The organism is Pseudoalteromonas sp. JB197 (assembly GCF_002332205.1).
Lineage (GTDB): Bacteria > Pseudomonadota > Gammaproteobacteria > Enterobacterales > Alteromonadaceae > Pseudoalteromonas > Pseudoalteromonas nigrifaciens.
Window position 1 is genome coordinate 2,255,897 of the sequence record NZ_NRGZ01000001.1, and the last position, 12,704, is coordinate 2,268,600.

General features: G+C 39.2%; 13 protein-coding genes and 1 pseudogene. 4 read left to right on the top strand and 10 right to left on the bottom strand.

What is annotated here, in order from left to right; translation table 11 throughout:
• Window positions 1-7: 7 nt before the first annotated feature.
• The 3 genes from oadA to CIK86_RS10655 form a co-directional block, all read right to left on the bottom strand.
• Window positions 8-1,789: a sodium-extruding oxaloacetate decarboxylase subunit alpha gene (gene oadA / locus CIK86_RS10645; RefSeq protein WP_011327241.1), complete on the bottom strand. Its 1,782-nt coding sequence runs from the start codon at window positions 1,787-1,789 to the stop codon at window positions 8-10.
• Between the two features lie 12 nt (window positions 1,790-1,801).
• Window positions 1,802-2,047, bottom strand: a complete 246-nt coding sequence (locus CIK86_RS10650) for an OadG family transporter subunit (RefSeq protein WP_011327240.1) — start codon at window positions 2,045-2,047, stop codon at window positions 1,802-1,804.
• A 505-nt stretch (window positions 2,048-2,552) separates the two neighbouring features.
• On the bottom strand, window positions 2,553-3,314 hold the full coding sequence (locus tag CIK86_RS10655) for an IS5 family transposase (protein ID WP_089367531.1): 762 nt from the start codon (window positions 3,312-3,314) through the stop codon (window positions 2,553-2,555).
• Between the two features lie 248 nt (window positions 3,315-3,562).
• On the opposite strand from CIK86_RS10655, the gene CIK86_RS10660 reads away from it, so the two are divergent.
• The 3 genes from CIK86_RS10660 (at window position 3,563) to CIK86_RS10670 (ending at window position 4,659) form a co-directional block, all read left to right on the top strand.
• Complete coding sequence (locus tag CIK86_RS10660; RefSeq protein ID WP_011327239.1) at window positions 3,563-3,733, top strand: DUF1328 family protein; 171 nt, start codon at window positions 3,563-3,565, stop codon at window positions 3,731-3,733.
• A gap of 65 nt (window positions 3,734-3,798) precedes the next feature.
• The gene (locus CIK86_RS10665) at window positions 3,799-3,990 is read left to right on the top strand and encodes a hypothetical protein (RefSeq protein WP_011327238.1); all 192 of its coding nucleotides are present in this window, start codon (window positions 3,799-3,801) and stop codon (window positions 3,988-3,990) included.
• 201 nt (window positions 3,991-4,191) lie between these two features.
• Window positions 4,192-4,659 (top strand): YcxB family protein, encoded by a 468-nt coding sequence (locus tag CIK86_RS10670; protein ID WP_086993278.1) that lies wholly within the window; start codon window positions 4,192-4,194, stop codon window positions 4,657-4,659.
• Window positions 4,660-4,709: 50 nt separating this feature from the next.
• On the opposite strand, the gene csrA is transcribed toward CIK86_RS10670, so the two are convergent.
• From csrA to ribA, 6 genes are all read right to left on the bottom strand, one after another.
• Window positions 4,710-4,901, bottom strand: coding sequence for a carbon storage regulator CsrA (csrA, locus tag CIK86_RS10675; RefSeq protein WP_011327236.1), 192 nt, complete (start codon window positions 4,899-4,901; stop codon window positions 4,710-4,712).
• Between the two features lie 90 nt (window positions 4,902-4,991).
• Window positions 4,992-6,209 carry an aspartate kinase gene (locus CIK86_RS10680; protein WP_086993279.1) on the bottom strand — a complete coding sequence of 406 codons (1,218 nt, stop codon included), beginning with the start codon at window positions 6,207-6,209 and terminating at the stop codon, window positions 4,992-4,994.
• Window positions 6,210-8,816, bottom strand: coding sequence for an alanine--tRNA ligase (gene alaS / locus CIK86_RS10685; protein ID WP_086993280.1), 2,607 nt, complete (start codon window positions 8,814-8,816; stop codon window positions 6,210-6,212).
• Window positions 8,817-8,835: 19 nt separating this feature from the next.
• Window positions 8,836-9,288 (bottom strand): regulatory protein RecX, encoded by a 453-nt coding sequence (locus tag CIK86_RS10690; RefSeq protein WP_011327233.1) that lies wholly within the window; start codon window positions 9,286-9,288, stop codon window positions 8,836-8,838.
• Window positions 9,288-10,076 carry a BPSS1780 family membrane protein gene (locus tag CIK86_RS10695; protein WP_086993281.1) on the bottom strand — a complete coding sequence of 263 codons (789 nt, stop codon included), beginning with the start codon at window positions 10,074-10,076 and terminating at the stop codon, window positions 9,288-9,290. The genes CIK86_RS10690 and CIK86_RS10695 overlap by 1 nt, the downstream gene beginning before the upstream one ends.
• A gap of 13 nt (window positions 10,077-10,089) precedes the next feature.
• Window positions 10,090-10,713 carry a GTP cyclohydrolase II gene (gene ribA, locus CIK86_RS10700; RefSeq protein WP_011327231.1) on the bottom strand — a complete coding sequence of 208 codons (624 nt, stop codon included), beginning with the start codon at window positions 10,711-10,713 and terminating at the stop codon, window positions 10,090-10,092.
• A 254-nt stretch (window positions 10,714-10,967) separates the two neighbouring features.
• On the opposite strand from ribA, the pseudogene CIK86_RS10705 reads away from it, so the two are divergent.
• Window positions 10,968-12,064, top strand: a pseudogene (locus CIK86_RS10705) (energy transducer TonB).
• Window positions 12,065-12,187: 123 nt separating this feature from the next.
• On the opposite strand, the gene CIK86_RS10710 reads toward CIK86_RS10705, so the two are convergent.
• Entirely contained in the window at window positions 12,188-12,649 is a 462-nt protein-coding gene (locus CIK86_RS10710; RefSeq protein WP_086993282.1) for a low molecular weight protein-tyrosine-phosphatase, read from the bottom strand.
• Window positions 12,650-12,704: the final 55 nt, after the last annotated feature.

Consider the following 12,704-nt stretch of genomic DNA (forward strand, 5'->3'; position numbering starts at 1 on the left):
TTTACTCCTAAGCTAATGCAATCATAGCGTCGCCGGTAGTTACAGCATCGCCTTCACCAACTAACACTTCAGCAATTGTTCCGGTGTGCGTAGCGCGTATTTCAGTTTCCATTTTCATGGCTTCCATAATAATCACTACATCACCTTCATTCACAACTTGCCCTGCTTTTACCTTTATCTTAAAAATATTACCGGCTAAAGGGGCGTTAAGTGTTTCGCCTGATGCAACCGAAGCAGACTGAGGAATATGTTCTGAGTCTTTTAATGTAACTTCTTTAAGCTCGCCGCCTTGAGCTACAACAACGTCGTAAACCTTACCGTCTACTTTTACGCTGTATTGCTCAGCTTTAACGCTGTTGTTATTTGAAGCTGATTTAGAGGGAGCTTTATTACTTTTATCTTCAACACAAGGAACTGGCTCAAATGCATCTGGGTTGTTACGGTTTTTAATAAACTTCAAACCAACCTGTGGGAATAATGCATACGTTAGTACGTCATCAATTTGCTCATCAGCAAGAGTTAAACCTTGCTCTTGTACTTCTTTTAATAATTCAGCCTCAAGCGTTGCAAGCTCAGGTGCAATATTATCTGCAGGACGACAAGTAATTACCTCTGCTCCATCAAGCACACGCTCTTGTAGCTCTTTATTCATAGGTGCTGGTGTTAGGCCATATTCACCTTTTAATACGCCAGCTGTTTCTTTAGTAATTGTTTTATAGCGCTCACCCGTTAGTACATTAAGTACCGCTTGAGTGCCTACAATTTGCGACGTTGGTGTAACAAGCGGTAAAAAGCCAAGATCTTCACGTACACGTGGGATCTCAAGTAAAACTTCATTAAGCTTATCTGCTGCGCCTTGCTCTTTAAGCTGGTTTTCCATGTTAGTTAACATGCCACCAGGTACTTGCGCGAGTAAAATACGGCCATCAACCCCTTTTAAGCTACCTTCAAATGCCGCGTATTTTTTACGTACATCTCTAAAGTAAGCAGCAATTTCTTCAAGGTGATTTAAATCAAGCTCAGTATCACGCTCAGTCCCTTCAACTATCGATACAATAGTTTCAGTTGCGGTGTGTCCGTAAGTCATACTCATAGATGAAATTGCGGTATCAAGCATATCAATGCCTGCATCAATCGCTTTTTGATAAGTCGCAGTACTTAAACCTGTTGTGGCGTGGCACTGCATTGCAATTGGAATAGATACAGTTTCTTTTAGTGCTTTAATTAGTTTTTCAGCATCGTACGGCTTTAATAAACCCGCCATATCTTTAATACAAATTGAATGACAGCCTAAATCTTCCAACTGCTTAGCTAGCGTTAACCACATATCAAGCGTATGAACAGGGCTTACTGTATAAGAAATAGTCCCTTGGGCATGTGCGCCTACTTTTATAGCCGCTTTAATTGCCGTTTCAAGATTACGTACATCGTTCATTGCATCAAATATACGAAATACATCAACGCCATTTTTATGGGCACGCTCTACAAATTTTTCTACTACATCGTCAGCATAATGGCGGTAACCTAATAAATTTTGACCGCGTAATAGCATTTGCTGTTTAGTATTTGGCATCGCTTTTTTTAGTGCGCGAATACGCTCCCAAGGATCTTCACCTAAATAACGAATACACGAATCAAACGTAGCTCCACCCCACGACTCAATAGACCAATAACCTGCATCATCAAGCTTTTTTGCAATCGGTAGCATATCGTCAAGGCGCATACGAGTTGCTAACAATGATTGATGCGCATCACGTAGTACCAGTTCTGTTAATTTTAATTTAGCCATTTAAGTGCTCCTTTAATTATTGTTTGTTTTGTACTGAGCAATGGCAGCACTAATTGCGGCGATGTGCTCATTAGGCACACCTTGTGATTTAAAAGACGGTGTTCTGGCAGGCATTGCAAGCTCAGGCTCTGCAAAGCGAGATACCAGCTTAGACATAACCGTAACGCAGGTAATTAATAATGACAGAAACACAAACACCCCCACCATACCGGTTAGCATTAAGTTGCTTGCTGTTGTAAGTAAAGCAGCGATATCCATTTTCCTCTCCTATAAAACTTATACCGAAATCAAAATAAAAAATCATTTTACGTAAATAATTATTCACCGAATAATAACAAAAAACAGTGTTTTGTCTATAGCCTGTAAATTGGTAAAACCAATTTAAACAAAACTAACATGCTATTAATTAACTTAACACTACAAAAAGGACTAGATACGCGCTATTACATAGATAATAAAAATAGTGAATATAAATAAAAGTTATATAGGCGACCTAAAAACCGTTAATAATGCACTTAAAGTAAAGCGTTAACAGTTCTATTAGCATAAAGTAATTTCACCACTGGCAATTGGTCTTACCAAATACATTTGTTAATTATTCAACCATTTAAATAGCCGCTGTTATTAAGCCCGCAAGTCTCGAACTGCAATTTAATAGCTCTTAAACTCAATTCTAAAAATCAATATGCGCTAACTTCTCTTATAAAAAACTAACATCCATAATCACTTGTATTAGGGGCTGTTGATCTTTGTAGTACATATATCAATCAGCCCACATTGGTAGCCACATCATAGTAAATGCTAAAGCGAGCATTGAATGATAATTTCGTTCAAGCTTTTCATACCGCGTGGCTATCCCTCTATATTGCTTAATACGGCCAAATGCATTCTCAACCAAGTGCCGATATTTGTACATGCACCAGTCAATATCTTCATTGCCTACTAAACTGTTGCCCTTACGTGGAATAACGGGTGTAGCGTTATTATCACGAACAAACGCTCTCAGTTTTTCACTGTCGTAGCCTTTATCTGCGACAACCATATTACTTGTTGGGCAATTAGCTACGAGTGACTCTGCATGGACGATATCATGCGTATTTCCACAGGATAATTCATAATAAACAGGCAACCCTCCGCTATCGACTGCAAGATGAATTTTCGTAGAATTTCCACCTCGGCTCTTTCCAATTGATTCATTGTCAGCAGTTCTTGCACCGCAACTATGTTGATGAGCCCTGACAATACTGCCATCAATGAAGACCCAATCCATGTCCGCATCACGAGATAATGCGCGAAACAGTTCATTCAAAATCCCTTTTTTGGACCATAAATTAAACCGTCTGTAGATAGCACTCCAACGGCCAAAATCAGAAGGTAAATCTCGCCATGGAATACCTGTGCGCATCTTATACAGTATGCCTTCGAGCGTTTTTCTATGGTTGGGCTTATTATAAATTCGACCACTTAAGTACATTACTTTTGATAAGACATTCCATGTCCCGTCTGTTAACATTAATCTTGGCATGTAGGTTCGGTGTAAAGTTTTCTGGCGAATTCAATTATACCTTATCTTCATGCTGTTTGTTTTTCATACCACAAAGATCAACACGCCCTAGTATGAATAAATTACATAGCAAAGCGTAAAACTTACCATTGAGTGCACGCTGAAATAACACAAACAAAAACAAACCATTGATTTAAAAGTAAAAAAAACAATGGCACGTAACTCGCATCATATCCATTGAGCAAATTTGATAAACCAAGGAGAATACAATGTTACGCTGGACAATCACTTTTTTAGTAATTGCTTTAATTGCTGCAGTGTTAGGTTTTGGTGGTATAGCAGGCGCCGCAGCGGGTATTGCAAAAATTATATTTTTTATATTTTTAATACTTTTAGTTATATCTTTAGTATCGGGTGCCCTACGTGGCAAAAAGCCCTAGGTAACAAACTAAAGTTTTAAACTAATTAAAAATCATTTAAATCAAAATTTACAAGGAATTACATTATGAATTCGACAACTTTAAGAGCAGCACTAATTGGCCTATTCGCAAGTTTATTTATTATGGGCTGTGAAGATAACCACGCAGAAGATGCTGGTGAACGTATTGACGAAGCAGTAACTGACGTGCAAAACAAAGTTGAAGATGCATGTGAAGAAGTGAAAGAAGGTGTAAATGCAGAAGAAACTAACTGTTAATTCTTCTAGTTTATTAAAAAAACGGCTCTAAAATGAGCCGTTTTTTTATGTGTGTAATAAAATAATATCTAAATTAAAGGTTGGATCTGATAAATAATAAACGCCAATATCTTTATCTATTATGCAGTTATTTATTATATAACTGCGCATTTACTGGTTAGCTTGTTAAAATGCATATAACTATGTTTTAAGAACTTCTATATGACACATACAACAACCTACACGCTTGATAAGCCTTATTTTTATGAGTGCTTTGACGAATCAGTTGCGCATAGCAAGCGCGCGCAACCAAAATACTTTTTATTGGCGCTATTAGTAGCACTCGGTTTATTTGGAATTTATGGTTTAGACGATCATTACCTAGGATCTTTTCTGATCATGGTTGCGGTACTCGAATGTATTGCCTTTTATTATCGCCGTCCTTGGTGGGTTACTAGACAAATGCTAAGCAAAGCCTCGGGGTCTGAGGTCACCCTTACCTTTGACGAAGAAGGGATTAAATCAAGTAACTTTTATAAAAACACCCAACTTCTGTGGTCAGATATTAACGAAGTTATAACCACAGAGCGCGGCATACTATTAAAAAACAAAAAAGGTATGCAGTATATATCCAAGCACATATTAACTGCCGAAACACTTAATTTTATACACAAAAAAGCCACTCAGTGAGTGGCTTTTGGCATTAACTCAGTATGTAACTAAGTTATATACATTGCTGATTAAGCATTGCCAGGTTCAGGGTTAGACTTTTCAGCTTGAATACGCATGTAAATTTCTTCACGATGCACTGAAACGTCTTTTGGTGCGTTAACACCGATTCGAACTTGATTCCCTTTAACACCTAGAACAGTAACGGTTACTTCGTCACCGATCATTAGGGTTTCACCTACTCTACGAGTTAGTATTAGCATTCTTTTGCTCCCTTGTTCCAATAAAATTATAAGATTCCGCTAAAACATTTTAATGAAAATTAGACTAAAAAGTAAGTAAAACCTATCAATCTATTCATTTTCTGTTAAAAATATCTTATGTAATGCACGAACAGCCAACTCTAGGTATTTTTCATCTATTAAAACCGATATTTTAATTTCTGATGTAGACACTAAAATAACATTAATATTTTCTGCAGCTAATGCATCAAAAAATAAACTAGCAACACCCGAATGTGACTTCATACCCATACCAACAGCAGACACTTTAGCGACTGTTGTTAACCCAAAAATATTTTGTGCTGTTAACTGAGCTTGCTGCTCTGTTAAAACGTCTAATGCGTGTAAATAATCATTTGTGTGTACAGTAAAAGCATAGTCTACTTTGTCAACATTATGATTAACTTGATTAATCATATCTATTTCGATGCCATTATCTGCAAAAAGTTTCAAAATCTTTGCAAGATATTGTGTACCACTAAGTACACCCTCTACATTTATTAAACATTCATCACGATTAAACGCAATACCCGAAACGACATTACCAGGCATATCGCTCTCCTCAAAACTAATCAATGTACCAGCATCAGGGTAAAAACTTGATAGCACCCTAAGTGGCACATTGTGCTTTCCTGCCGCTTCAACTGAACGAATATGCAATACTTTAGCCCCTAAACTTGCTAACTCTAGCATTTCAGCAAAGGTAACTTTGCTCATTCGTCGTGCATTAGGTTCAACACGAGGGTCTGTAGTATATACGCCGTTAACGTCGGTATAGATCTGACATTCGTCAGCTTTTATTGCTCCGGCAATTTCAACCGCCGAAGTATCGGTACCGCCACGCCCTAATGTAGTTACATTTCCTTCAATGTCACGGCCCTGAAAACCCGCAATAATTGCAATACGGTTATGCTCAAGCTCATGTTTTAAACGCGTTGCAGCTACATCTGTAATACGGGCTTTGCCAAACATATTATCGGTTAAAATATTAACCTGATCGGCTAATAAACTCACAGCAGAATGACCGCGTTTAATAATAGCCATAGCTAATAAAGCCACCGAAACCTGCTCGCCGGTGCTAATTAATACGTCAAGTTCACGGCTACTTGGCCGAGTATCTATTTGTTTGGCGAGATTAATTAAGCGGTTGGTTTCTCCCGACATAGCCGAGAGCACTACAACCACTTGATGGCCTTGTTGTTTAGTTTTAACAACAAGGTCGGCAACCGCTTCAATTCGCTCTATTGAACCAACTGAAGTGCCACCGAACTTTTGAACAATAAGTGCCACTTAAGCTTGTGTTTTCTCAGTAAACCAAGCTGTTACACTGTCTAATGCTGCAGTTAGGTTTTCTGGCTCAGAGCCACCCGCTTGTGCCATATCTGGACGGCCGCCACCTTTACCACCTACTTGGCTGGCCATATGGTTAACTAGCTCACCGGCTTTAACTCTACCGGTTAAATCTTTAGTTACACCTGCAATTAAGCTCACTTTATCATCGCTTGCAACACCTAGTGCAATAACACCCGAGCCAATTTTGTTTTTAAGATCATCAACCATACCACGTAACGCTTTTGACTCAGTGCCCTTAACGTTGGCTATTAATAGCTTAATACCGTTAATTTCTACTACTGAATCAAGTAATGAGGCACCCGCAGCACTTGCTAGCTTATCGTTAAGTTGCGCAATTTGTTTTTCTAGCTGTTTTGATTTATCAAGCAGCGCAGTTACTTTTTCAAGTACTGACGCGCTGTCGGCTTTAACTACAGCAGCTACATCATTTAGCTTTTGCTCTTGCTCACTCACGTAGGCAATCGCGTCAGCGCCGGTTACCGCTTCAATACGACGAACACCCGCAGCAATACCGCTTTCAGATACTATTTTGAATAAACCAATATCACCTGCGCGTTCAACATGTGTACCACCACAAAGCTCAATAGAGTAGTCCCCAATAGTAACTACACGTACTTCGTCATCGTATTTTTCGCCAAATAACGCCATTGCACCTTTTGCTTTAGCGTCATCTATTGCCATAAGCTCGGTACTTAACGCAAAGTTACAACGAATTTCATCGTTTACTACACGTTCAATTTCGCGTAATTCTTCTTTGGTAACAGCTTCAAAATGTGAAAAGTCAAAACGCAAACGCTCTGCTTGAACTAGCGAGCCTTTTTGACCTACATGTTCGCCTAATAATTGGCGCAGTGTTTCGTGTAATATATGCGTCGCAGTATGGTTTTTCTTGATGCGTTCGCGGCGTGCGTCATCAATTGTTGCTTCTACTTTATCGTTAAGACCAATACGGCCTTGTACTATACCGTGGTGTGCAAATGCATTACCTAATTTAGTCGTGTTAGTTACTGTAAACTCGCCACCAGCAACGCTAATTACACCTGTATCACCAACTTGGCCGCCCGACTCTGCATAAAATGGCGTACGGTCTAGTATTACAATGCCTTTTTGGCCATCTTCTAGTAATGAAACCGACTCACTGCCAGCAAACACTTCAACCACAGTCGCACTATGGCTAGTGGTGGTGTAACCTTTGTAAGTTGTTTGTTTGTCTGACTTTAATTGATCGTTATAATCGGCACCAAATTTACCGGCCTGCTGCGCTGTTTTACGCTGCACCGCCATGCACTCTTCAAAGCCTTTATTATCAATCGTCATTTGACGCTCACGCGCCACATCTGCAGTTAAATCCGCAGGAAAGCCATAAGTATCGTAAAGTTTAAATACTAAGTCGCCAGGAATTACATCACCTTTAAGGTCGCTTAAGCTTTCTTCTAAAATAGCTAAACCACGCTCTAGCGTTTTACCAAACTGCTCTTCTTCAATGCGTAATACTTTTTCAATAATTTCTTGCTGCTTTGCAAGCTCTGGGTACGCTTGGCCCATTTGCTCAATAAGTGCAGCTACTAATTTATAGAAAAAGGCACCTTGTGCACCTAACTTATTACCATGGCGAACAGCACGGCGAATAATACGACGTAGTACATAACCACGGCCTTCGTTAGATGGCATAACCCCGTCAGAGATTAAAAATGCACACGAACGAATATGATCCGCCACTACGCGTAGTGATTTATCGTCCATGTCTTGTGCGTTAGTAACACTTGCAGCAGCGGCAATTAAGCCTTTAAATAAGTCAATTTCATAGTTTGAATGAACGCCTTGTAAAATAGCAGCAATACGCTCAAGCCCCATACCTGTATCAACCGATTGCTTAGGTAGTAGCAGCATAGTTCCGTCGTTTTGACGGTTGTACTGCATAAATACTAGGTTCCAAATTTCGATAAAGCGATCGCCATCTTCCTCAGGTGATCCAGGAGGACCGCCCCAAATATGCTCGCCATGGTCGTAAAATATTTCAGAACACGGGCCACACGGACCGGTATCACCCATTGACCAAAAGTTATCTGCAGTGGCAATTCTAATAATGCGATCTGCAGGTAAGCCTATATCGTTAGACCAGTAGTTAAACGCTTCTTCATCGTCATGGTAAATAGTAACTAACAGTTTTTCTTTAGGTAGCTTTACTTCCTCTGTTAAAAACTGCCACGCAAATTTAATCGCGTCTTGCTTGAAGTAATCACCAAAACTAAAGTTACCTAACATTTCAAAAAATGTATGGTGACGCGCAGTATAACCAACGTTTTCTAAATCGTTATGTTTACCGCCAGCACGTACACAGCGCTGCGAGCTAGTCGCACGCGTATAAGGGCGGCTTTCTGCGCCTAAAAATACATCTTTAAATTGCACCATACCGGCATTGTTAAATAACAAAGTGGCATCGTTACCCGGTATAAGCGAGCTTGAAGGAACAACTTGATGTTGTTTGCTGGCAAAAAAGTCTAAAAACTGTTGTCTAATTTGTGCGGTAGTCATGTGCTGCATGTGAAGGTCTCACCCGTATTTACTGTGCTTGCATTGCAAAATCGATTTCATCGTAGCTAAAGCCTCTATACATTAGGTAGCGCACGCGCTTGGCCTTGTCTTTGTACTCGAGGTCTGCCGGTGTATTTGAATATTTTTTATTGTACGCATCCTGCGCCAGCTCAAACCAATCTACTTCAAGCTCTTCAATTACTTTTTCAAGTAATGAACGGTCAATCCCTTTGCCCATAGCTTCGCTTTGAATGCGCCTTAAGCCATGGCATTTAAATATGTGTTTTCTAACAAAGCCTTCACAGTAACGTTGCTCGTTTACAAAATTGTGCTTTTCGCACCAATCAAGCAAGGTTTCGATAAACTCATCTGTGGCTTCTTTTTTTTGTAATTTGAACGTTAATTCTCGGCGTGAATATTCTTGCCTTGATAACAACCAAAGTACATAGTTTTTTAATTTCTGCTTTAACTTATCATCCATTAAGCGTCAAAACGCCCACTAGATTCACTACTTAATGGCGTAATATTGCTATCATCACTTGGTGGTACAACCGGCATAAAAATAGCTTGATAAGATACAAAAAAGCTAATGTAGCAAATAGGCATTAAAACCAACAAGGGTAAGAACGATAAAAACATCGAAAGCACAATAAATAACCCGCAAATAATAGCATAAACGCTTAGCGGTAAAATATTATAATAAAACACCATAAAGGAGTTTTTAAGAGCGCTAAAAATGCGCTGTTCTTTATTAAAGTAAACTAATGGAACCGCGTAAGCGAATGCAGTTAAATAAACCGACAACGCTAATAAAAATAGCACCACGCTTGCCATAGAAATACTCTCTAACATTTGGCTAATTGCTATATTAGGATCTAAATCTGGCTGCGCCATAACCGCAATTGCATCGGCAAATAAACCGTTTGCTAATAATGCCATTAAAATACCCGCACCCATTTGGTACAAAGCCAAACGCAGTAAACCTAAACGATTACCTTTAGTGGTAATGGGTTTGAGAATATCAGCGAGCATAATTTTACCGCCTTGCTGCTTAGTAAGCACAGCCTGATAAAATCCTGCGGTTAAAAATGGCGTAGCTAAAGCCGCTACCACTTGTAATAGCGGTAAAAATAACGACAACAGGCCAACAATACCAATAAATAAATGCATAAAAATAAAAGTAAGCGGCTGGGTTTTAAAAATAAGCCAGCCCGCTTTAAACCACTTTAGGGTAGCATCGGCCTTAAAAACTCGTAATTGTGTAGACATAGTTACTCTTAATTTAAGGTTTTTTAATTTTTTTGATATCTAACATGTGCGCGCCATGTTTAATTTTGGTTTCTAAATACGCTTTATTACCCGCAACACCGGCTTTAATGTGTGCGTGCGTACCCACAACCGAATCAACCGTAATACCAGCATCTCTTAGTGCATTTAGCTTTTTAGGGTTATTGGTCATTAATTTAACGTGGGGTAAATTAAGCGCATTTAGCATTAGCACCGCATCCGAAAAATCACGTAAATCATCGGCAAAACCTAAATGATTATTTGCCTCATAAGTGTTCATACCTTGCGACTGCAACACGTAAGCATCTATTTTATTATACAAACCAATACCACGACCTTCTTGGCGTAAATACAATAAAATACCGCCTTGCTCGTGCATCATTTCAATACACTCATTTAACTGCTCACCGCAATCACAACGCGACGAGTAAAATACATCACCCGTTAAACACTCTGAATGCATACGAATAAGCGGTACATCTTGCTCTGTATCAGCGTTGTTAAACACCATAGCAATATGTTCTTTGCCATCTTTTAAATCAGTAAACGAGATAATTTCAGCGGGAATATCACTGTTCTTGCCAACATTAAGCTGAACTCTTGCTCTTACTTGCGCCACGACAAATCCAAATATTTAAATAACTACGACACGATAATGAAGTGATATTATCACAAAAGAATACAAAAAGATCGAAATCCAAGGGTATTTATTGCAATTATATGGCGACGAGAAGCTTAATTTTCAATGCATAATTACAATATATAATTCTCACTAAAGCCCTTACTGCTTACCTTTATTTACATCAATTCATGACTAATTATAAGTAAATTGTTAATGTGTTAAAAAGTATAATAATTATAATATGGAACATTATGAAACCACATAAACTCGCCTTACTGCTTAGCCTTAACCTTTCAGTTATTACTGCATCGGCTTTTGCAGCGAAGCTACAAATGCAAACACTGCATTTTCTCAAGCGTACCAAAATTACTTAAGCGCCGTAGATACCAACGAAAACATACAACAAGCTGCCAAACTCGCTTACTCTTTAGGTGCTAAAGTATATGGCGATAACGCAGATAACACCGCAAATTTAGCCATTAATTACGCTAAAGCTATCAGCGGATTTAACCAGGAAGACGAAGCTAAACGCTACGAACTGTATAAACAGGCGTACAATATTTTAGCTAACAATCATGGTGAAAGCTCAGTCGAGACAATAGACGCCTTACTAGGTATGGCAAGCAATACTAAATCAGCGCGTCAGGCCGATAGCCAATTGGAACGTATAGTTGATATAGCAAAGGAGCTTAAAAAACCAAGATTTGTAGCCGACATGCAATTTGCTGCAGCCTCTTTGTTAGTTAAAAAGTTTGTGCCAGAAAAATACCGTTCTGCTAAACACTACGCCGAAGAAGCTGACGAGTATTACCAAGCAAACTTACCTGAAAACGCTGTAGAGCGTATCAAATCAGATTTTTTAATGGCCTCGTTTGATGAAGGTCGTAAAAAATATGATTCAGCAATTACAAGGTTAAACCGCATAGTCACCGTATTTGATAATAACTTAAGCTACGATCACAGCGCCGAGCTAAGCGCTCACTCTAAGCTTATAGCACTATACGAAAAGCAAGGCGAAAGTGAGCAAGCAACTAAGCACTGCTTAGCTATTGCTAAAATGGTGCCTTGGGAAGAAAGCCAAGAACAAACCCCGCTTTATCGTGTTAATCCTGACTACCCTATGGGCAAAGCACGCCAAGGTAAAGATGGCAGTGTAGTTATGGAATTTGAAGTAGACACCGCAGGCTTTGTTAAAAACGTGAGTGTGCTTGATTCAAATGGCGGCGTAACTTTTGAGCACTCGGCAAAAAAAGCAGTAGAGCAATGGCGCTATGCTCCTAAATTTGAAGATGGCATACCTGTAACAGCAAAAACCCAAGTACGGCTCGACTTCAAAATTAACCGATAACTTAGTGAACTCCCCAGCGACTAAAGATCACAGGGTTTTCTCGCTAAGTAATCATAAATTTTCTAATAAAAAAGGCGCAATTTAGCGCCTTTATTAATTCACTATAACGCACAAAGCCATTACTTAAACATTGGCTGTTAATTTAGCTAATATTTTATCACTTGCTGCTTCAATTAAATCTAGCACCTTTTCAAAACCATCGTCCCCACCATAATAAGGATCGGGAATAGCACTTACAGCCTGCTCACCAAACTCTAAAAACAGTGCAAGCTTATACTGTAAATGTGCTGGGCAACGCTGAGTTAAATCGGCTAAATTTTGTTTGTCGGCGGCTAAAATCAAATCGAATTCAGTAAAATCACTACTGCGCACTTTACGCGAATAAATCCCTTTGAAGCTATAACCTCGTTTTTCGCCCGCCTGCATAGATCGGCTATCTGGTGAATTGCCTTCGTGATGACCTATAGTACCGGCCGAATCAACTTTAACGGCAATACCTAACTGCTCAGCACGTTTTTTTAATACCGCTTCAGCTGTAGGCGATCGACAAATATTACCTAAACACACAACCAGTATTTTTTTCATAGAGCCTCCCTCTAAACTAAACGCTATTAATTACTGAACTAAATAACCTTAAACA

Excerpts from the sequence above, each read along its gene's own strand:
- csrA (WP_011327236.1), bottom strand. The coding sequence starts at position 4,901 with ATGCTAATACTAACTCGTAGAGTAGGTGAAACCCTAATGATCGGTGAC.
- CIK86_RS10665 (WP_011327238.1), top strand. The coding sequence starts at position 3,799 with ATGAATTCGACAACTTTAAGAGCAGCACTAATTGGCCTATTCGCAAGT.
- CIK86_RS10660 (WP_011327239.1), top strand. The coding sequence starts at position 3,563 with ATGTTACGCTGGACAATCACTTTTTTAGTAATTGCTTTAATTGCTGCA.
- oadA (WP_011327241.1), bottom strand. The coding sequence starts at position 1,789 with ATGGCTAAATTAAAATTAACAGAACTGGTACTACGTGATGCGCATCAA.
- CIK86_RS10650 (WP_011327240.1), bottom strand. The coding sequence starts at position 2,047 with ATGGATATCGCTGCTTTACTTACAACAGCAAGCAACTTAATGCTAACC.
- CIK86_RS10710 (WP_086993282.1), bottom strand. The coding sequence starts at position 12,649 with ATGAAAAAAATACTGGTTGTGTGTTTAGGTAATATTTGTCGATCGCCT.
- CIK86_RS10655 (WP_089367531.1), bottom strand. The coding sequence starts at position 3,314 with ATGCCAAGATTAATGTTAACAGACGGGACATGGAATGTCTTATCAAAA.
- alaS (WP_086993280.1), bottom strand. The coding sequence starts at position 8,816 with ATGCAGCACATGACTACCGCACAAATTAGACAACAGTTTTTAGACTTT.
- CIK86_RS10690 (WP_011327233.1), bottom strand. The coding sequence starts at position 9,288 with ATGGATGATAAGTTAAAGCAGAAATTAAAAAACTATGTACTTTGGTTG.
- CIK86_RS10695 (WP_086993281.1), bottom strand. The coding sequence starts at position 10,076 with ATGTCTACACAATTACGAGTTTTTAAGGCCGATGCTACCCTAAAGTGG.
- CIK86_RS10670 (WP_086993278.1), top strand. The coding sequence starts at position 4,192 with ATGACACATACAACAACCTACACGCTTGATAAGCCTTATTTTTATGAG.